Genomic DNA, 18,848 nt, shown 5'->3' with positions numbered 1-18,848 from the left:
AGGCACCCTGTTTACGGCGCGTCGCCCATGCGCGCAAATGCCAGCAAGCCGCTTGTGCTTGTCACTGCATTCCAGCCATGCTGGAAGAGGGCATACGTTTCGAACCGCCGGAGCCACCCTTGACGAATACGCTTTACGACGCGCTGTTTCGGCCACACGAAGCCAATGAAGGCACTTTTCTTGTGCTGAAAGATGGCTCCGAGGTTTCCTATGCCGCCTTTCTGAAACTGTCCGCGCGCGTCGCGCATGCGATGGCCGGCGCCGGTGTGCAACCCGGCGACCGGGTGGCGCTGCAGGCAAGGAAATCACTGGAGGCGTTGGCCGTCTATGCGGCCGCCATGCGCATGGGGGCGGTGTTCCTGCCGCTGAACAGCGCCTATACCGCTGCCGAGGTCGATTATTTCGTCAGCGATGCCAGCGCGAAACTTCTGATCTGCGACAGTGCCAGCGCCTCGGCGCTGCGGCCGGTGACAGACAAGGCCGGGGCAGTGCTGCTTACCCTCAACGGCGACGGCTCGGGCACGCTGACCGAGCGCGCCGCCGGCCAGCCTGAGATTTATGCGCCAGCCCAACGCGGGCCGGACGATCTTGCCGCTTTTCTCTACACCTCCGGCACGACCGGGCGTTCGAAGGGCGCGATGCTGACGCATGACAACCTGCTCTCGAATGCGGAGGCGCTCGTCGAGGCCTGGCATTTCAGCAAGGAAGACGTGCTCCTGCATGCCTTGCCGATCTTCCATACGCACGGTCTGTTCGTGGCCACCAACGTCATCCTGCTCACCGGCGGATCGATGATCTTCCTGCCCGGCCTCGACATTGACGAGCTGGTTGCGAACATGCCGCGCGCGACCACGATGATGGGCGTGCCGACCTTTTACACGCGGCTGCTCGCCGACCCCCGGCTGACGCGGGACCTGGTCCGGCATATGCGCCTGTTCGTTTCCGGCAGTGCGCCGCTGCTGGCCGAAACGCACCGGGATTTCGAGGCGCGCACAGGCATGCGCATCCTCGAGCGCTACGGCATGACCGAGACCAACATGAACACGTCGAACCCTTATGACGGCGAGCGCCGCGCCGGCACGGTCGGCCAGCCGCTGCCCGGTGTTTCGGTGCGGATTGCGGAACCCGATACAGGCAAGCCTGTTGCGACAGGCGAAATCGGCGTGATCGAGGTGAAGGGCCGCAATGTCTTCAAGGGTTACTGGAACATGCCGGAAAAGACCGCGCAGGAATTCCGCGCGGACGGCTACTTCATCACCGGCGACCTCGCCACGCAGGATGCCGACGGCTACGTCACCATCGTTGGCCGCGCCAAGGACCTGATCATCGCCGGCGGCTACAACATCTATCCGAAGGAAATAGAGCTGCTGCTCGACGAGGTTCCAGGCGTCGAGGAATCGGCGGTGATCGGCGTGCCCCATCCGGATCTCGGCGAAGGCGTGGTCGGTGTCGTCACCGCGCGCAAGGGAGCGATACTGGATGAGACCCGCCTGCTTGATGGACTGGCGTCGAAGCTTGCCCGCTTCAAGCAGCCGCGCCGCATCTTCGTGATCGACGAACTGCCGCGCAACACCATGGGCAAGGTACAGAAGAACCTCTTGCGGCAGCGCTTTGCCGAGACCTTCACGGCGAAAGGATAGGGGTCTTCCCTGCCGGGAGAGAAGGCGCCGCTTACGACAACTTGTCCAGCTTGCGCTGCATGGCGGCGATCTGTTCCTTCAGTTCCTGCAGATCGTCCCCTTTTTCCGAAGGTTCGGGTTTCGCCGGCTCGGGGGCACTGTTCGGCGAGGCCGATCCTGCGCCTGGAAACGGCGTGAACATGCGCATGGCGTTCTGGAACATTTCCATGTTGCGCCGCGTCTGTTCTTCCAGCGCCTTCATCGGCGTCGGCATTTTCATCATGTCCATCGGCGTCTTGCCGAGCGCCGACTTCATCTGGTCGCGAAAGCGCTCCTGCTCCTTGGAGAAGGCGATCATCGACTGTTCGAGGAAGGATGGCACGATCATCTGCATCTGATCGCCATAGAAGGCGATGAGCTGACGCAGAAAAGGAATCGGCAGCATGTTCTGCCCGTCCTTGTTCTCCAGCTCGAAGATGATCTGGGTGAGCACGGGGTGCGTGATGTCGTCACCGGTCTTGGCATCCTGAACTGTGAACTCCTCGCCCTTCTTCACCATTTCGGCGAGGTCCTCGAGGGTCACATAGGTGCTGGTACCTGTGTTGTAGAGCCGGCGGTTGGCGTATTTCTTGATGACCACCGGTTCGTCTTTCGCCGCCATTCAGCATCCTCCCGCGGATACCGGCATGCTGGTAAGCAGCCGGTAACGATTACTCCCTTGTCGAGGATATGCGCAAAACCGTCACAATTCCAAGCGGTTTGTGCAGTGCGGAAGTTCTAACCGTCTCTTCGGCGCTGCAATATGCTGCGCAGCATGCCGCAATATGCTGCGCGGCATGACTTGCGCGGTGGCAAGGACGACGCAAAAGGGACCGATTTCCAGTTTGACTCGAAGCCTGGAACCGGCAAGAAAAGTCAAACCAACGGTTGCAAACCGCTCAATTCGAGGTCTGGAGAAGAACATGTCCGCATCCAACGCCATCGTCGTCGCAAGTGCCGCGCGCACTGCCGTCGGGTCCTTCAACGGAGCCTTCGCGGCAACGCCCGCGCATGAGCTCGGCGCCGTGGTGATCCGCGAGTTGCTGTCGCGTGCGGGTGTCGAAGCTGCGGAAGTCGACGAGGTGATCCTCGGTCAGGTGCTGACGGCGGCCCAGGGCCAGAACCCGGCGCGACAGGCATCGATCAACGCCGGTCTGCCGATCGAGACGACGGCCTGGGGTCTCAATCAGGTTTGCGGCTCCGGCTTGCGTGCGATCGCCATCGGCATGCAGCAGATATCCAGCGGTGACGCCAAAGTGATCGTGGCCGGCGGCCAGGAATCGATGTCGCTCTCGACGCATGCGCAGCATCTGCGCGCCGGCGTGAAGATGGGCGACTACAAGATGATCGACACCATGATCAAGGATGGTCTGTGGGATGCCTTCAACGGCTATCACATGGGCATCACAGCCGAGAATGTCGCCAAGCAGTTCCAGATCACCCGCGACGACCAGGATGCTTTCGCCCTCGCCTCGCAGAACAAGGCCGAGGCCGCGCAGAAGGCGGGCAGGTTCAAGGACGAGATCGTGGCCTTCACCATCAAGGGTAGGAAGGGCGACACGGTCGTCGACCAGGACGAATACATCCGCCATGGCGCCACGCTGGAAGCAATGACCAAGCTCAAGCCCGCCTTCGACAAGGACGGCACGGTGACCGCCGCCAACGCTTCCGGCATCAATGACGGGGCTGGCGGCGCCCTGCTGATGACGGAGGCCGAAGCCACACGCCGCGGCATCACTCCGCTTGTCCGTATCGCCTCCTGGGCGACCGCCGGCGTCGATCCGTCGGTGATGGGTACCGGCCCGATCCCGGCGTCCAAGCGTGCGCTGGAGAAGGCCGGCTGGAAAGTGTCCGATCTCGATCTGGTCGAGGCCAACGAGGCCTTTGCCGCGCAGGCCTGCGCGGTCAACAAGGGGCTCGGCTGGAACCCAGACATCGTCAACGTCAACGGCGGCGCCATCGCAATCGGCCATCCGATCGGCGCCTCTGGCGCGCGCATCTTCAATACGCTTGTCTATGAGATGAAGCGCCGTGGCGCCAAGAAGGGGCTGGCCACCCTATGCATCGGCGGCGGCATGGGCGTCGCGATGTGTGTCGAGGCACTCTGATTGAAAACAGGAACGGGCGGCCAAAGTGCCGCCCGTTTCGTCTCTGGAGTGTTTCCGTTTTTCACGGAAACGCGTAAACACTCTAACTCTTTGTTTTTACGCAATTCCGGACGGAAAACCGCCGCACACTTTTCCTGGAATTGCTTCTGAAGCCATGTCACATGGTTTGGTTCAAGGCTCGTCATAAGAGTCGGATTCAAAAGATCCGCCACTACGGATCGCTCAACGAAGATGCAGCAAAGGGGAAACGCATGAGTAAAGTCGCACTCGTCACAGGTGGGTCACGCGGTATCGGTGCCGCAATCTCGATCGGTTTGAAGAATGCCGGCTACAGCGTTGCCGCGAACTATGCCGGCAATGACGAGGCAGCAGCGAAGTTCACGGCGGAAACGGGGATCAAGACCTACAAATGGTCGGTTGCCGACTACGAGGCCTGCGCGGCTGGCGTCGGCAAGGTGGAAGCCGATCTCGGCCCGGTTTCAGTGCTGGTCAACAACGCCGGCATCACCCGCGATGCAATGTTCCACAAGATGACGCCGCAGCAATGGAAAGAGGTGATCGACACCAACCTGTCCGGCGTCTTCAACATGTCGCATCCGCTGTGGAGCGGCATGCGCGACCGCAAGTTCGGCCGCATCATCACCATTTCCTCCATCAACGGGCAGAAGGGCCAGGCCGGCCAGGCCAACTATTCGGCTTCCAAAGCCGGCGACATCGGCTTCACGAAGGCGCTCGCCCAGGAGGGAGCGCGCGCAGGCATCACAGTCAACGTGATCTGCCCCGGCTATATCGCCACCGAGATGGTGAAGGCGATCGATGAAAAGGTGCTCAACGAGCGCATCATCCCGCAGATCCCGGTCGGCCGCCTCGGCGAGCCGGAAGAGATCGCGCGCTGTGTGGTATTCCTGGCTTCGGAGGAAGCGGGCTTCATCACCGGCTCCACCATCACGGCCAATGGCGGGCAGTATTTCGCGTGAGCGATCTTGCCATGCCGCAAAAACGGGCCGCTCGCGGCCCGTTTTTATTTTTGCGAAGGCTGCAGCAGCCCTCCTTCTGCCTGACGAAAGAGATCGCCTGACGGATATCGGGTGCCCGCCAACGCTCAGGCTGGTTGTGCCGATACGGCACGCAAAAGTTAACGGCTGATCGATACGAGACGAACAAACACTCTGCGAGGCAGTGGATCGTCGGTGGACAAGCTGTGGACAACGCAAGATGTTGGGGTGAACAAACCGGGAAACTTCCGCGATCGCCGATTCGTTCCGGCTTTGGTCGGATCGTTAACGGAAATCGCCGTTCAAGCCGTGAAAGTGGTTAATTTATGTTAAGAAAGTACAATGATTTCAGCAGGTTGGGAAGTGATCGTCGTTTGCCGGCTCTCAATAGAGTGTTGATTGCCGGCAAACGTTAACGGCGGTTCCGTTGCAGGGGTGGCCGAGGCAGTTAGCTGATTCAGCATGTGGTGCGACTCAGGAATGTCTTGTCCATATATAGCCGTGAACGAACCGTGAATCGTGAAGAGTCAGCGATTCGTCGCTGATTCGTTCCAGACTCGTTCCGAGCGTTAATTCGACGGTGCAAAAGGCTGATCGGGGTGACCGCGTGCGACGCTTCCATGAACATTATCCTTTCGCTCCGGCGCCTGAATGCCTATGTGTGCGCTGTCGCCGGGCAGGGCGGCGCCGATGACGGGAAAAGGTCTTCTTTCCGGGCCGATGAATATCCATCCCAAACCAACCGAACCGCTGATCCTCTCAGGCCGCGACGTCACGGCCGTGCTTGGCCCGACCAACACCGGCAAGACGCATCTCGCCATCGAAAGAATGATCGCGCATGAGAGCGGCGTCATCGGCTTGCCGCTGCGCCTTCTGGCGCGCGAGGTCTACGCCCGGTTGTGCGAAAAGGTCGGCGCCCACAAGGTCGCGCTGGTCACCGGCGAGGAGAAGATCCAACCCGCCGGCGCAAGATACTCCGTCCATACCGTCGAGGCACTGCCGCGCGAAACCGATGCCGCGTTCGTTGCCATCGACGAAGTGCAGTTGGCCGGCGATCTCGAGCGCGGCCATATCTTCACCGACCGCATCCTCAACCTGCGCGGCAGACAGGAGACGCTGCTTCTGGGGGCCGCCACCATGCAGGGCATCCTGCAGAAGCTCCTGAAGGGCGTGTCGGTGGTGACCAGGCCTCGCCTGTCGCATCTTGCCTATGCCGGTTCCAAGAAGCTCACCCGTTTGCCGCGGCGCTCTGCCATTGTCGCCTTCTCGGCAGATGAGGTCTATGGGATCGCCGAACTGATCCGCCGCCAGCAGGGCGGCGCCGCCGTCGTGCTCGGTGCGCTGTCGCCCCGCACCCGCAATGCACAGGTGGCACTCTATCAATCCGGCGATGTCGATTATCTGATTGCGACCGACGCCATCGGCATGGGTTTGAATCTCGACGTCGACCACGTCGCCTTCGCCCAGAACAGGAAGTTCGACGGCTACCAATATCGTAATTTGACCGCCGCCGAGCTCGGCCAGATCGCCGGCCGCGCCGGCCGTCATCTGCGCGACGGCACTTTCGGCGTTACCGGTCAGGTCGATCCACTCGACGACGATCTCGTCCAGAAGATCGAAAGCCATGACTTCGAGCCGGTGAAGGTTCTGCAATGGCGCACTGCCACCTTTGATTTCTCCAACCTCGACGCGTTGAAGCGTTCGATCGAGACCAACGCGCCGGTGGAAGGATTGACCCGGGCATTGCCGGCCGTCGATGCGCAGGCGCTGGAGTTCCTTTCGAAGGATGGCGAAATCCGCACGCTTGCCACCAACCGCGAGCGGGTGGCCCTGCTTTGGGAAGCCTGTGCCTTGCCGGATTATCGCAAGATCGCACCCGCCCAGCACGCTGACCTCATCGCCTCCATCTATATGGACCTTGCCAGGCGCGGCCATGTCGACGAAACCTACATGGCCGAACAGGTGCGTCGCGCCGACACGACCGAGGGCGATATCGACACGCTTTCGCATCGCATCGCACAGATCCGCACGTGGACTTTTGTATCCAATCGTCCAGGTTGGCTTGCCGATCCGACACACTGGCAAGAAAAGACACGGGAAATCGAAGACAGATTGTCGGACGCGTTACATGAGCGGTTGACGAAACGCTTCGTTGATCGCAGGACTTCCGTCCTCATGCGGCGCCTTAGAGAAAATACCATGCCTGAAGCCGAAATCAGTCCTACCGGAACAGTCCTCGTCGAGGGCCATCATGTCGGCGAATTGCAAGGGTTCCGCTTCACGGCAGACCAGGGCGCCGGCGGAGAAGACGCCAAGGCCGTGCGCTCGGCCGCCCAGAAGGCGCTGGCCTCGGAGTTCGAAGCCCGTGCCGAGCGCTTCGCAGCATCCGGCAACAACGACATCGCCTTGGGCTCCGACGGCGTGCTGCGTTGGATCGGCGCGCCGATCGGCACGCTGGTCGCCGGCGAAGACACGCTGAAGCCGCGGCTGGTGCTGCTTGCCGACGAACAGCTGACCGGCCCGGCGCGTGACAAAGTGGCGGCGCGCGCCGAACGTTTTGTCAATTTCCAGGTCGAGCTGCTTTTGAAGCCACTGGTCGACATGAAGAATGCCGAGCAGTTGACGGGCATCGCGCGTGGCATCGCTTTCCAGCTTGTCGAGCATTTCGGCCTCATCAACAGGCGCGATATCGCAGAAGAGATGCGCAGCCTCGACCAGGAAGGTCGTGCGGCGCTGCGGCGTCTCGGCGTGCGTTTCGGCGCCTACCATGTCTTCGTGCCATCGCTGATCAAGCCGGCGCCGGCTGGCCTGGTGACGCTTTTGTGGGCGCTGAAGAACGATGGCAAGGACAAACCGGGCTTCGGCGACGTGGTTCATGCGCTGGCCTCAGGCCGCACCTCGATCGTGATCGATCCGACCTACGACAAGACGTTCTACCGGCTGGCCGGCTATCGCAATCTTGGTCGCCGCGCAGTGCGCGTCGACATCCTGGAGCGACTGGCCGACCTCATTCGTCCGGCGACGAATTGGAAGCCTGGCCTAGGCATTCGTCCGGATGGTGCCTATGACGGTCAAGCCTTCATGGTGACGCCGCCAATGATGTCGATCCTCGGCGCCACAGCCGACGACATGGAAGAGATCCTGAAAGGCCTCGGCTACCGTGCCGAGCCGAAGCCGGCGGCGGACGTCAAGGCCAAGCTGGAGCAACTCGACCAAGCCGCCCGCGAGGTCGCGGAAGCGAAGGCCGCAGCTGATGCCGCTGCAAAGGTGACCGAGCAGACGGTCGAAGCCGCTGCCGCAGAGGCCGTCGACGAGCCTGTCGTGGCCGACGCTGAGCCGGTTTCCGAGCCGACCGCCGAAACGTCGGAAGTCGAAGCTGTCGCCGTGGAAACCGCCGAGGCCGACAGCGTCGAAGCCGGTGTCGAAGATGCTGAGACGGCTGAGACCGTTGAAGTGGCCGACACTACCGACGAGACTGAAGAAGCTGCGGATGCTGCCGGCGATGCCGAGGCGACCGAGCCGGCTGCCGTCGAAACCGAGCAGGCCGAAGCTGTCGCAAGCGAAAGTACTGAATCGAGCGGCGAAGCGGCCAAGGCAGAGGCGGAAGAGCCGAAACCGATCCTGCTGTGGCGGCAGGCACGTTTCGACCATCGCCGCGACAATCGTCACCATCGTGGCGGCCGCAATGCTCAGGCGTCTGGCGAAAACAATCGTCAGCGTTCCGATCGCGAAGGCGCCGATCAAGGCAATAACCGGGAGCGCTTTTCGCGCGATCGCTTCAAGGGGCGCGCCAACGGCGAAGGCGGCCGGCAGGACCGTCCCGGCGACAAGCCGCATGGCGAGCGTCAGGACCGCCGCGACGGCCGTCCGGACTGGAAGGCAAAGCAGGACGGCCGGAGGCCGGAAGGCAAGGGTGGCAAGCCCTCCTTCCAAGGGAAGCCGCGCGAGGAACGGCCGGCACGCTTCGATCCAGACTCGCCTTTTGCCAAGCTGGCCGCACTGCGCGACCAGTTGAAGAAGTAGATGGCCCGCTTGCGTCTTTCGGCGCGCCGCATTGGCTATTGAGCCAATGGCCGCCGAAGGTCGCCAGCGCATCGACAAGTGGCTGTTCTTCGCGCGTGCGGTGAAATCGCGGTCCCTGGCTGCGAAACTGGCGATTGCCGGGCGGGTGCGCATCAACCGCGACAAAGCAGCGCAGGCATCCGATCTGGTCAAGATCGGAGATGTCCTGACCATCACGCTCGATGGACAAATCCTCGTCTGGAAAGTGCTGGCGCCAGGTATCAGGCGCGGCCCTTCTGAAGAAGCGCGCGCGCTCTACGAGGATATGTCGCCGGTGCCGACGACCAGGCGGGAAACGCTGCCGGATGCGATCGTGCCGCTGCGCGACACCGGCAGTGGCCGCCCGACCAAGAAGGAGAGGCGGCAAACGGATCGCCTGCGTGACGAGGACTGAGGGCATAAAGGCCCGTTGCGGCGTAGCCATTAGAATGCAAAACCCGCCTGGGCCAATTCCTTGGAATGAGCCGGTCTTGCAAGCGTTGGCCAAAGACGTTACCTGACCGGCAACAATAGCAATTCCAGGAAAAGTGCGTAGCGGTTTTCCGTCTGGAATTGTGTCAAAGAGTGAGAGCGTTTCCGTGAAAGACGGAAACGCTCTAGACAAAACGGGACTTTCCCGGAGCAGGCCATGACCTACCTCGTCACCGACAATTGCATCAAATGCAAGTACATGGACTGCGTTGAGGTCTGTCCGGTCGACTGTTTCTACGAAGGCGAGAACATGCTCGTCATTCATCCGGACGAGTGCATCGACTGCGGTGTATGCGAGCCGGAATGTCCTGCCGACGCGATCAAGCCGGACACCGAGCCTGGCCTCGACAAATGGCTGCAGGTCAATACCGAGTACGCCGAGAAATGGCCTAACATCACCACCAAGAAGGACGCGCCGGCCGACGCCAAGCAGTTCGATGGTGAGACGGAGAAGTTCGAAAAGTACTTCTCGGCGGAGCCGGGCGGCGGCGACTGACGGTTCAAGACAGGCCAACTGTAACAGCAGGATTGTGCTAACCGTCTTGACAGGCAGGGTAGTGCTTGTCCTTCGCGTATGCAGCAAAATCTTGATTCTTGCGAGTTTTTGTGTTACACGGAAAAAACATGCCGGTGACACAACGTCGATTTATGGCGCATACGCCCCTAATCATCGAAAGGTGAATTCCAATTTCCGGACCAGAGCACTCTGGGCCAGGCGAACGCTTTTTGCGATTGGCCGGCACGGGCTTTTTTCCGGAGGATTTCGCTTGTTGTGTGGCATTCCAAGCTGGACCTGATCCGGCAGCCCCAGTTCTGTCGGCAGAGGCCTGCCGGCGTCACAACAAGGAGTTCAGGGCGTAATGGCAACGACAACCCCGCAGAAGAAGTCCGCATCCGCAGCCCGTCACGGTTTCAAGACCGGTGAGTTCATCGTGTACCCGGCGCATGGCGTCGGCCAGATTGTCTCGATCGACGAGCAAGAGGTGGCGGGTCACAAGTTGGAGCTGTTCGTCATCGATTTCCAGAAGGACAAGATGCGCCTGAAGGTGCCGGTCGCCAAGGCAACGTCGATCGGTATGCGCAAGCTCTCAGAGACCGACTATGTCGATCGTGCGCTGAAGGTCGTGCAGGGCCGTGCTCGCGTGAAGCGCACCATGTGGTCGCGCCGCGCCCAGGAATACGATGCAAAGATCAATTCCGGCGACCTGATCTCGATCTCGGAAGTCGTGCGCGATCTCTACCGCGCTGAGAACCAGCCAGAGCAGTCTTATTCCGAGCGCCAGCTTTATGAAGCGGCACTCGATCGCATGGCCCGCGAGATCGCTGCGGTGAACCGCATGTCGGAAACCGAAGCAGTGCGCCTGATCGAGGTCAACCTCAACAAAGGCCCCAAGCGTGGCGCCAAGGCCGACAATGAAGAAACCGAGCAGGAAGAAGCTGCCTGATTGGTCTTCTTCTCTGAGTTACGAAAACCCGGCCGCTTCGGCCGGGTTTTTTGTTGGGTGGTCGCCCTTTTTTCTAAAGAGAGAAGGCGCTTTCAGTGCTTTCGCGACAGTTGCTTCGTCGCGGTTTCCAGGCCGTTCAATGTCAGCGGATACATGCGGCCGCTGAAGATGTCGTGGATCATGCCGATGGAATGCGTGTAGCCCCAGTGCTGCTCGCGGGTCGGGTTGAGCCAGACCGCGTTCGGCCACTGGTTGAGCACGCGCTGCAGCCAGGAGACGCCGGCCTCCTTGTTCCAGTGTTCGACCGCGCCGCCTGGGGAGACGATTTCATAGGGGCTCATCGAGGCGTCGCCGACAAAGATCACCTTGTAGTCGTGACCGTATTTATGCAGCACGTCGAAGGTCGGGATCTTCTCGGTGTAGCGGCGGCGGTTGTCCTTCCAGACGTCTTCATAAAGGCAGTTGTGGAAGTAGAAATATTCCAGCTGGCGGAATTCCGCACGGGCCGCAGAGAACAATTCTTCCACCACTTTGATGTGGTCGTCCATCGAGCCGCCGACATCGAAGAACATCAGAAGCTTCACGGCATTGCGCCGCTCGGGTCGGGTCTGCACATCGAGATAGCCATGCTCGGCTGTGGCGTGGATGGTGCCGGGGAGGTCCAGTTCCTCCTCTGCGCCCTCGCGCACCCAGCGGCGCAGGCGCTTCAGTGCCACCTTGATGTTGCGCGTACCGAGCTCAATGGAATCGTCGAAATTCCTGAACTCGCGCTTGTCCCAGACTTTGACGGCGCGGCGGTTGCGGCTTTCCGCCTGGCCGATGCGCACGCCTTCGGGATTATAGCCATAGGCTCCGAAGGGCGAGGTGCCGGCCGTGCCGATCCATTTCGAACCACCCTGGTGGCGGCCCTTCTGCTCCTCCAGCCGCTGCCTCAGCGTTTCCATCAGCTTTTCGAAGCCGCCCAGCGCTTCGACCAGCTTCTTTTCCTCTTCAGTGAGTGTCTTTTCGGCCAGCCGGCGCAGCCATTCCTCCGGCAGCGCCGCAACATCGACGCCGCCTTCACCCGAGACCGCCTCCACGCCCTTGAAATAATGCGAGAAGACTTGGTCGAAACGGTCGATGTGGCGCTCGTCCTTCACCAGAGTAGCGCGGGCGAGATAATAGAAACCCTCAACGTCATAGCTGACGAGATCAGCTTCCAGGCTTTCGAGCAAAGTCAGGTATTCCCGAAGCGAGACGGGAACCTTGGCGGCCTTCAGTTCGAGGAAAAACGGGATGAACATGGCGCCAATGTGCGTCGGCCAGGGCGGAGTGGCAAGGGCGGGTAGACACTGCCGCCTTGCCACAGTCATGGTAAAAATAAGATTCAGCCTTTTTTGGTAATTTCCCGTTAGCAATTCCCTTGGCGGGAGTTTTGGTATCGGTGCCCGTCTCCGGTTCTTGTTTTTGCGTACGGGTTCACATGCGTTTCACCACGGTGTCGGCAATTCTGCTTGCCTGCGCGGCGCTCGCCGGCTGCGCTTCCAGCTCCGGCATGGATGAAGTCCTGTCGCCAGGGCCGTCCTCCGAGACGACCAGTTCGATCGCCCGGCCTAACAGCCCGGTGCCGACCGCCGATATCAGGTCCGAACTGCGCGAAGCGCCGGCTCCACAAATGGCGATGGCGGCGCCTGTTCCGGAAGCATCCATTCCCGAGGTTGAATCTTTCGCGGGGTCCCAGCCCAACATGCCGGCCATGCCCTTGCCCGCAGCGAAGCCGGCGATATTGGCTCCAGCGGAAAAGCCGACGATCCGCAAGGCGGCGATCGTGCGCGGCGACGTCTATGCCCGTCGCTTCCGTGATGCCAAGCCGATCAATTTCGGCCGCGCCACTTCGCCGAGGCAGCTTGCCGTGCACGGCGTCGACGTCTCGCGCTGGCAGGGCGACATCGACTGGGCAAGGCTGCGCACGCAAGGTGCCAACTTCGCCTATATCAAGGCTACCGACGGCGGCGATCATCTCGATCCGATGTTCAGGAAGAACTGGCGCGAAGCTGGCCAGGCGGGCCTGCGGCGTGGCGCCTATCATTTCTTCTACTGGTGCCGCACCGCCGGCGAACAGGCCGACTGGTTCATCCGCAACGTGCCGAAGGTCGCCGGTGCGTTGCCGCCGGTCATCGATGTGGAATGGAACGGCGAATCCAGCTGCAAGCGGCGTCCTTCACGGGAGAGGGTGCTGGAGAAGATGCAGGTGTTCATGGACAGACTGGAGCGGCACTATGGCCAGCGTCCGATCATTTACACCGCCCCCGACTTCTACCGCGACAATCTGAGGGGCGAGTTCCAGAACTACCCGTTCTGGCTGCGCGCGGTGGCACAGCACCCTTCGAAGGTCTATCCCGGCCGCAAATGGGTGTTCTGGCAGTATTCCGGTTCCGGCCTGTCGCATGGCGTCGCCGGCAAGATCGATCTCAATGCCTTCCACGGCTCGGAAGACGACTGGCACGATTGGGTCGCCGACAAGTCGAGCTGACGAGTCGGCGGGACACAAGCGATCCCGCCGACTGTCCTTGATTACATCAGGTCGTATTCGATGAAACCGGTACGGCGCGCCACGCGGTCGTAGAGCTTGCGCGCGGTGGCGTTGGTTTCGTGCGTCATCCAGTAGACGTTGACAACGCCGACCGCCTTTGCAGCCTGCCTGACGGCGTCGATCAAGGCGGTGCCGACCCCCTTGCCGCGGATTTCGGGATCGGCGAACAGGTCCTGCAGATAACAGTTGTTGGCCTCGGCCCAGCAGGAGCGATGGTACATGTAATGGGTGAGGCCGACCGGCTTGCCATCAACGAGAGCGATGAAGCCGCGCGGTTCATATTCGCCCGGCGTAAACAGCCGCTTCCAGGTGAGCTGATAGGTCTCTTCCGGCAGAACGGTGTTGTAGAATTTGAGATAGGCGGTCCACAGCCGATGCCATTCGGCGTGATCCGACTGTTCAAGCGGGCGGACGGTGACGGTCATGGTTCGAGGTCCCCTTTGGTGTGGGGGCCGTTGTACCTGTCCTGCTGTGCCAATGCGATGGCACAGCAGGCGGCTTTCCGTTGTTAAGCATGCCGACCCACTGTTGCGGGCTAGACATCACTCCGTTACCCAACCTCGTTTTTTCACCAGATTGGGTAAGTCATCAAATCGTCACTGCTGAATCGTCGGCAGGCGAGGCTCATCTGATTCCGTAATGAGGTGTGCGGGCGTCAGCGTGGGAAGAATGCTCGTCTGACCGGACTTCGGCAGTTGCGATATGGTGTAGGTCGGGATTGTGGCGCGTTCGCTTGCCGGTTCGAGGGTCGGCAAGTCCGCGGCAACGGCATAAATGCTTGAACTCATCACCAGCGTGGCAATCAAGATCATCTTGTTCATGGAACTTCCTTCCACCAGTTGCTGCACCGGGAAATGACATGTCCGCTTCAGGTGCTTACGTCGTGCGGCAGCTCACCCTCGGCGCCAAGTGGGGTTGATTTGGGGCCAATTCGCGCTCTCATTGTGCCTTGCGTTGTCCCGAGGGTGTCGCGCTTTTACCCCTGGCGTCTGGCCATGAAAGCCAGGCGCTCGAACAGATGCACATCCTGTTCGTTCTTGAGCAGCGCGCCATGCAATTTTGGCAGAGCGTTCTTCGGATCGGCGCGCAGATCTTCTGGCGAGACGTCGTCGGCAACCAGCAGGCGAATCCAGTCGAGTGCCTCGGAGGTCGACGGCTTCTTCTTCAGGCCCGGCACTTCGCGGATTTCGTAGAACTGGGTCAGCGCCGCGCGCACCAGGTTCTGCTTGATACCGGGATAGTGCACATCGACGATGCGGTGCAACGTGTCGACATCCGGAAAGCGGATGTAATGGAAGAAGCAGCGGCGCAGGAAGGCGTCCGGCAATTCCTTCTCGTTGTTGGAGGTGATGATGACGATCGGCCGCACGGCCGCGCGGATCGTCTCGCCGGTTTCGTAGACGAAGAATTCCATGCGGTCGAGTTCCTGCAACAGGTCGTTGGGAAACTCGATGTCCGCCTTGTCGATCTCATCGATCAGAAGCACGATCTTCTTGCCTGCCGCGAAGGCGTCCCACAGCTTGCCGCGCTTGATGTAGTTGTGGATGTCGTTGAAGCGGGTATCGCCCAACTGGCTGTCGCGCAGGCGCGAAACGGCATCATATTCGTAAAGGCCTTGCTGCGCCTTGGTTGTGGACTTCACGTTCCATTCGATGAGATCGAGGCCAAGGCCGGCGGCCACTTGGCGGGCCAGTTCGGTCTTGCCGGTTCCTGGTTCGCCTTTGACCAGCAGCGGTCGCTCCAGCGCGATCGCGGCGTTGACCGCCACCATCAGGTCCCTGTCGGCGACATAGGCCGATGTTCCTTCAAAACGCATCGAAAACTCCAGTTCCGTCGCCGCGACCCTAACGCATCGACCCGAAAATCGGAATCGATTTTCGGAAAGTACGATGCGCAGAATCAAAGTGTTAGATCGTCCTTTACGCGTCCGAATGGACGCGCGGCGCTCTAATGCGGGAGGCGGCAGGGGCAAGCCACGGGGATGGCTTGGCTAAAAGACGGGTAATGCAGCGATGCCCACTGGCAAGCCGGTCGGTGTCACTCTATATTTGCCGGCGACGGTCTGCGTCTCGCGGCAGGAGAGACATTTCCCCGGGGCCTTATTGATCTCGAAGGGAGCTGTCCCTGACCGGACCCGTGGGTTCGGACATATGGCGCCCACCTACTTTGTAGGTTCCCGGGATCAACTTCTCCACCGGTTGCGTGGATCGTCACTTTCCTCCTTCTCTCACCTGTTGAGGCCACGTTGTCCGAAGGTCGCCGTTGCGACAGCGCGATGTGCCGTGCCATGGCATAGCCACGCCGATTGACGGGAGTGCGCGCCACCATGCACAAGGAACGCAAGAAACAACTGCGCAAGGAAGCGCTGGCACGCCGCGACGCGCTCGATCCATTCTGGCGCATCGAGGCTTCGCTGGAGATGGCAGAGACCGCGCGTGACAATGTTTCATTCGAGCCGCGGGCGATTGTTTCCGGTTTCTGGCCAATGCGCTCGGAGGTCGATGTGCGACCAATGATGTTTGCGCTGCGCGAACACGGTGCGCGTCTGTGCCTGCCCGCAATCCTAGACAAAACCACGATCGTCTTTCGCGAGCTGGTGCGTGGCGCGCCGCTGGTCGAGATGGGCTACGGCACGCATGGCCCCGCCGAGGAAGCCGAAGTTCTGGACCCGGACATCATGCTGATCCCGCTTGCCGCTTTCGATCCTCGCGGCCACCGGATCGGCTATGGCGCCGGCTACTATGACCGGGCTATCGCCAGGCTGCAGGACACCGGCAGGCAACCGCGCCTGATCGGCATCGCCTTCGACTGCCAGGAGGTGCCCGAAGTGCCCGACGAACCGCACGACGTGGTCATCCCCGAAATCCTGACAGAGAGCGGGTTGCGGCGGTTTACCCAGCAGCTATAGATGACTGCATGAGGCTGCTTTTTCTGGGCGACATGGTGGGTAAGACGGGCCGCACGGCAGTGTGGGAGCAATTGCCCGGCTTGATCTCCGATTTCAGACTGGATTTCGTCATCGTCAATGGCGAGAACGCAGCCGGCGGATTCGGCATCACCGAGGAGATTTTCCGCGACACCATTTCAGCCGGAGCGGACGTGGTGACCACCGGCAATCATGTCTGGGACCAGCGCGACGCCCTCAATTTCGCACCACGTGAGGAACGGTTTCTCAGGCCGGCCAATTTTCCAAAGGGCACGCCGGGACGCGGCTCCGGCGTCTACATCGCACGCAATGGCGCACGCGTTCTGGTTGCAAACATCATGGGCCGGGTGTTCATGCATCCCGAGCTCGACGACCCGTTCCAGGCGGGCGAGCGCGAGCTTGCCGCTTGTCCGCTCGGCGAGCAGGCGGATGCCGTGGTGATCGATTTCCACGCCGAAGCGACCAGCGAGAAGATGTGCTTCGCGCATTTCGTCGACGGCCGCGCCTCGCTGGTGGTCGGAACGCACACGCATCAGCCGACAGCCGACCACCAGATCCTCAATGGCGGAACCGCCTATCTCACCGACGCCGGCATGTGCGGCGACTATGATTCGTCGCTCGGCATGGACAAGGAAGAGCCGCTCAACCGTTTCCTCTCGAAAGTGCCGAAAGGCCGCTTCGAAGCCGCCAGCGGACCTGCTACGATCTGCGGCGTCGGTGTCGACATTTCCGACCGTACGGGTCTGGCGGAACGTATTGCGCCGTTTCGCCGCGGACCAAGACTGGAAGAAACTGTCCCATCCTTCTGGTTGTGACATTGAAGACGGGAACCGTCGTACCTAACTGCCGCCGAAACCTAGTTTGCCTGCTTCAGATCGTTCAAGGGGAAGACGACCTCCATGCAGATCATCGAGTTTCTCGCGCCGCACTTCGCCTTCGTTAACGATCCAACCGCCTGGGCAGCACTGCTGACCCTGATTGCGCTTGAGATCGTTCTTGGCATCGACAATCTTATCTTCATTTCCATCCTGACCAACAAGCTGCCGGAAGCCCAGCGGGCGCGAGCACGGCGGCTTGGCATCGGCGCGGCGCTGATCATGCGGTTGCTGCTGCTGGCCACGATCTCGATCATTGTCGGGCTGACGGCGCCTGTCTTCACAGCTTTCGGGCATGGTTTCTCGTGGCGAGACCTGATCCTGATCGCCGGTGGCCTGTTCCTGGTGTGGAAAGCGACCAAGGAAATCCATCACACGGTCGATCCCGAGGATCATAAGGATTCGATGATCGGCGAGACGCTGCAGATCAGCCTCGGCGGCGCCATCTTCCAGATCCTGCTGCTCGACCTTGTGTTCTCGATCGACTCGATCATCACCGCTGTCGGCATGACCGACGAGATCGCCATCATGTACATCGCAGTGATCGTCACGGTCGCGGTCATGCTGCTGGCGGCCGCTCCGCTCGCCAATTTCATTGCCAAGAACCCGACCATCGTGATGCTGGCTCTGGGCTTCCTGCTGATGATCGGCATGACGCTGATTGCCGACGGCATGGGCTATCACGTGCCGAAGGGCTACATCTACGCAGCGATGGGCTTCTCGGCACTGGTCGAGGCACTCAACATGCTGGCGCGGCGCAAGAAGGCGAAGAAAAGCGACGGGCATTGAGCGTGCCCTGCCCGTCTCCCACGGAGGTGGGCAAGGTCTTCAAGCCGTGCCGAACATGACCTTGCGACCGTCGGGATCCTCGACGGTGACGACGACATCGTCTGTCGCGAAGGGTTCGATGCCGAGCTCCTTCAAGCGCGTGAGAAAGGCTTGCCGGTCATCGATCTTGAAATAGAGATGCGTCAGGTTCGAACCGGATAAAGGCGGGTGGGTGTGAGCGGCAAAGGCCTCAGCCTGGTGGATCGCCAGCTGAACACCGTCGCGGTCAAGGCGCCAGTAGACATAGCTGCCCTGCGCACCGACCTGTTCGAGCGGCAGGCCGGCGACGCGGCGGTAGAAGTCGGCGGTCTCGGCGTGGCTCGCTGACGTCAGGAAAATTCCCCGAAAAGTCGTCTGCATGATCGCGCCTTGCACTATGCGGACGGCACGCCGGTTGGATGCCGGTCGCCGATCAGTCCGAGAACGATGCCCTGTTCCAGCCAGGCCTTGGCGCCTGAGAGAACCAGCGCAAATCCATCCGTCGAGTCCACCGCTGTCTTGACCTGTTGGTCCGCATCGCCCTGGAAGCCGAAATTGCGGATGGCTACGAAGGTGGCGGTGTCATCAAGCATCGGCGTGAAGGTCCATTCCACCGTGGTGGCAGGTTCACCCCAGCCGACGACGATCTTCCTGCCCTTCACCAGCTCCCTGACCTCAACCGGAGATTTGAAATCGTACATGCGCCATTCCCATTCGACTTGCCGTCCGGCATCGAGCCGCGCGCTGCCATGGGTGAACCAGAATTTCGAGGTGACGGCCGGGTCGATGAAGGCTTCATAGACTTCGGCCGCCGGTTTGCGGATCAGCATGCCGACTTCGGCAACAGGTGCTTTGTGCAGTTCCATCGTGTTCCTCCGTCTGTTTTGAGATCGCTATGTCCCGCCATCGCCGCTGGACGACAAGGCGCC

18 protein-coding genes and 1 other RNA gene are annotated in these 18,848 nt (G+C 61.0%); 12 read left to right on the top strand and 7 right to left on the bottom strand.

The window, feature by feature from the left end; translation table 11 throughout:
• Positions 1-119 precede the first annotated feature (119 nt).
• Positions 120-1,640 carry a malonyl-CoA synthase gene (locus tag AO692_RS30825; protein WP_054313970.1) on the top strand — a complete coding sequence of 507 codons (1,521 nt, stop codon included), beginning with the start codon at positions 120-122 and terminating at the stop codon, positions 1,638-1,640.
• 31 nt (positions 1,641-1,671) lie between these two features.
• Here AO692_RS30825 and phaR read toward each other — a convergent pair whose 3' ends face one another.
• Positions 1,672-2,280 carry a polyhydroxyalkanoate synthesis repressor PhaR gene (phaR, locus tag AO692_RS30820; RefSeq protein ID WP_054313828.1) on the bottom strand — a complete coding sequence of 203 codons (609 nt, stop codon included), beginning with the start codon at positions 2,278-2,280 and terminating at the stop codon, positions 1,672-1,674.
• A gap of 301 nt (positions 2,281-2,581) precedes the next feature.
• Between phaR and AO692_RS30815 the strand changes: the two genes are divergently transcribed.
• From AO692_RS30815 to AO692_RS30790, 6 genes are all read left to right on the top strand, one after another.
• Positions 2,582-3,766 (top strand): acetyl-CoA C-acetyltransferase, encoded by a 1,185-nt coding sequence (locus tag AO692_RS30815; protein ID WP_054313827.1) that lies wholly within the window; start codon positions 2,582-2,584, stop codon positions 3,764-3,766.
• Positions 3,767-4,017: 251 nt separating this feature from the next.
• A complete protein-coding gene (gene phbB, locus AO692_RS30810) occupies positions 4,018-4,743 on the top strand; it encodes an acetoacetyl-CoA reductase (protein ID WP_054313826.1) in 726 nt (241 codons plus the stop codon).
• A 738-nt stretch (positions 4,744-5,481) separates the two neighbouring features.
• Positions 5,482-8,784: a helicase-related protein gene (locus AO692_RS30805; RefSeq protein ID WP_054313969.1), complete on the top strand. Its 3,303-nt coding sequence runs from the start codon at positions 5,482-5,484 to the stop codon at positions 8,782-8,784.
• 46 nt (positions 8,785-8,830) lie between these two features.
• Complete coding sequence (locus AO692_RS30800) at positions 8,831-9,217, top strand: RNA-binding S4 domain-containing protein (RefSeq protein ID WP_054313825.1); 387 nt, start codon at positions 8,831-8,833, stop codon at positions 9,215-9,217.
• Between the two features lie 234 nt (positions 9,218-9,451).
• Positions 9,452-9,790 (top strand): ferredoxin FdxA, encoded by a 339-nt coding sequence (gene fdxA / locus AO692_RS30795; RefSeq protein WP_054313824.1) that lies wholly within the window; start codon positions 9,452-9,454, stop codon positions 9,788-9,790.
• Positions 9,791-10,154: 364 nt separating this feature from the next.
• Positions 10,155-10,739, top strand: coding sequence for a CarD family transcriptional regulator (locus AO692_RS30790; protein WP_054313823.1), 585 nt, complete (start codon positions 10,155-10,157; stop codon positions 10,737-10,739).
• A gap of 92 nt (positions 10,740-10,831) precedes the next feature.
• On the opposite strand, the gene AO692_RS30785 is transcribed toward AO692_RS30790, so the two are convergent.
• Positions 10,832-12,022 carry a VWA domain-containing protein gene (locus AO692_RS30785; protein ID WP_054313822.1) on the bottom strand — a complete coding sequence of 397 codons (1,191 nt, stop codon included), beginning with the start codon at positions 12,020-12,022 and terminating at the stop codon, positions 10,832-10,834.
• A 179-nt stretch (positions 12,023-12,201) separates the two neighbouring features.
• Here AO692_RS30785 and AO692_RS30780 point away from each other — a divergent pair, with 179 nt between their 5' ends.
• A complete protein-coding gene (locus AO692_RS30780; RefSeq protein WP_054313821.1) occupies positions 12,202-13,251 on the top strand; it encodes a GH25 family lysozyme in 1,050 nt (349 codons plus the stop codon).
• Between the two features lie 41 nt (positions 13,252-13,292).
• Here the strand turns inward: AO692_RS30780 and AO692_RS30775 are convergent, their stop codons facing one another.
• The 3 genes from AO692_RS30775 to AO692_RS30765 all read right to left on the bottom strand — a co-directional run bounded on the left by AO692_RS30775 (position 13,293) and on the right by AO692_RS30765 (position 15,127).
• Entirely contained in the window at positions 13,293-13,736 is a 444-nt protein-coding gene (locus AO692_RS30775) for a GNAT family N-acetyltransferase (protein ID WP_054313820.1), read from the bottom strand.
• 171 nt (positions 13,737-13,907) lie between these two features.
• Entirely contained in the window at positions 13,908-14,132 is a 225-nt protein-coding gene (locus AO692_RS30770; protein ID WP_054313819.1) for a hypothetical protein, read from the bottom strand.
• 155 nt (positions 14,133-14,287) lie between these two features.
• On the bottom strand, positions 14,288-15,127 hold the full coding sequence (locus AO692_RS30765) for a MoxR family ATPase (protein ID WP_054313818.1): 840 nt from the start codon (positions 15,125-15,127) through the stop codon (positions 14,288-14,290).
• 240 nt (positions 15,128-15,367) lie between these two features.
• Between AO692_RS30765 and ssrS the strand changes: the two genes are divergently transcribed.
• The 4 genes from ssrS to AO692_RS30750 all read left to right on the top strand — a co-directional run bounded on the left by ssrS (position 15,368) and on the right by AO692_RS30750 (position 17,901).
• Positions 15,368-15,524, top strand: a non-coding RNA gene (gene ssrS / locus AO692_RS32590) — 6S RNA.
• Positions 15,525-15,637: 113 nt separating this feature from the next.
• Positions 15,638-16,219 (top strand): 5-formyltetrahydrofolate cyclo-ligase, encoded by a 582-nt coding sequence (locus AO692_RS30760; protein ID WP_054313817.1) that lies wholly within the window; start codon positions 15,638-15,640, stop codon positions 16,217-16,219.
• An 8-nt stretch (positions 16,220-16,227) separates the two neighbouring features.
• Positions 16,228-17,052: a YmdB family metallophosphoesterase gene (locus AO692_RS30755; protein WP_054313816.1), complete on the top strand. Its 825-nt coding sequence runs from the start codon at positions 16,228-16,230 to the stop codon at positions 17,050-17,052.
• An 84-nt stretch (positions 17,053-17,136) separates the two neighbouring features.
• Positions 17,137-17,901: a TerC family protein gene (locus tag AO692_RS30750; protein ID WP_054313815.1), complete on the top strand. Its 765-nt coding sequence runs from the start codon at positions 17,137-17,139 to the stop codon at positions 17,899-17,901.
• 39 nt (positions 17,902-17,940) lie between these two features.
• Here the strand turns inward: AO692_RS30750 and AO692_RS30745 are convergent, their stop codons facing one another.
• Positions 17,941-18,300: a VOC family protein gene (locus AO692_RS30745; RefSeq protein WP_054313968.1), complete on the bottom strand. Its 360-nt coding sequence runs from the start codon at positions 18,298-18,300 to the stop codon at positions 17,941-17,943.
• Between the two features lie 14 nt (positions 18,301-18,314).
• Positions 18,315-18,785 (bottom strand): SRPBCC family protein, encoded by a 471-nt coding sequence (locus AO692_RS30740; RefSeq protein WP_054313814.1) that lies wholly within the window; start codon positions 18,783-18,785, stop codon positions 18,315-18,317.
• Between the last annotated feature and the right edge of the window lie 63 nt (positions 18,786-18,848).

This window comes from Mesorhizobium sp. 1M-11, from assembly GCF_001303895.1.
Classification (GTDB): Bacteria; Pseudomonadota; Alphaproteobacteria; order Rhizobiales; family Rhizobiaceae; genus Mesorhizobium.
This window is presented reverse-complemented; position numbering and strand designations above follow the sequence as displayed.

Coding starts and splice junctions, on each gene's coding strand:
- phaR (WP_054313828.1), bottom strand. CDS start 2,280: ATGGCGGCGAAAGACGAACCGGTGGTCATCAAGAAATACGCCAACCGC.
- AO692_RS30815 (WP_054313827.1), top strand. CDS start 2,582: ATGTCCGCATCCAACGCCATCGTCGTCGCAAGTGCCGCGCGCACTGCC.
- phbB (WP_054313826.1), top strand. CDS start 4,018: ATGAGTAAAGTCGCACTCGTCACAGGTGGGTCACGCGGTATCGGTGCC.
- AO692_RS30805 (WP_054313969.1), top strand. CDS start 5,482: ATGAATATCCATCCCAAACCAACCGAACCGCTGATCCTCTCAGGCCGC.
- AO692_RS30800 (WP_054313825.1), top strand. CDS start 8,831: ATGGCCGCCGAAGGTCGCCAGCGCATCGACAAGTGGCTGTTCTTCGCG.
- fdxA (WP_054313824.1), top strand. CDS start 9,452: ATGACCTACCTCGTCACCGACAATTGCATCAAATGCAAGTACATGGAC.
- AO692_RS30790 (WP_054313823.1), top strand. CDS start 10,155: ATGGCAACGACAACCCCGCAGAAGAAGTCCGCATCCGCAGCCCGTCAC.
- AO692_RS30785 (WP_054313822.1), bottom strand. CDS start 12,022: ATGTTCATCCCGTTTTTCCTCGAACTGAAGGCCGCCAAGGTTCCCGTC.
- AO692_RS30780 (WP_054313821.1), top strand. CDS start 12,202: ATGCGTTTCACCACGGTGTCGGCAATTCTGCTTGCCTGCGCGGCGCTC.
- AO692_RS30775 (WP_054313820.1), bottom strand. CDS start 13,736: ATGACCGTCACCGTCCGCCCGCTTGAACAGTCGGATCACGCCGAATGG.
- AO692_RS30770 (WP_054313819.1), bottom strand. CDS start 14,132: ATGAACAAGATGATCTTGATTGCCACGCTGGTGATGAGTTCAAGCATT.
- AO692_RS30765 (WP_054313818.1), bottom strand. CDS start 15,127: ATGCGTTTTGAAGGAACATCGGCCTATGTCGCCGACAGGGACCTGATG.
- AO692_RS30760 (WP_054313817.1), top strand. CDS start 15,638: ATGCACAAGGAACGCAAGAAACAACTGCGCAAGGAAGCGCTGGCACGC.
- AO692_RS30755 (WP_054313816.1), top strand. CDS start 16,228: ATGAGGCTGCTTTTTCTGGGCGACATGGTGGGTAAGACGGGCCGCACG.
- AO692_RS30750 (WP_054313815.1), top strand. CDS start 17,137: ATGCAGATCATCGAGTTTCTCGCGCCGCACTTCGCCTTCGTTAACGAT.
- AO692_RS30745 (WP_054313968.1), bottom strand. CDS start 18,300: ATGCAGACGACTTTTCGGGGAATTTTCCTGACGTCAGCGAGCCACGCC.
- AO692_RS30740 (WP_054313814.1), bottom strand. CDS start 18,785: ATGGAACTGCACAAAGCACCTGTTGCCGAAGTCGGCATGCTGATCCGC.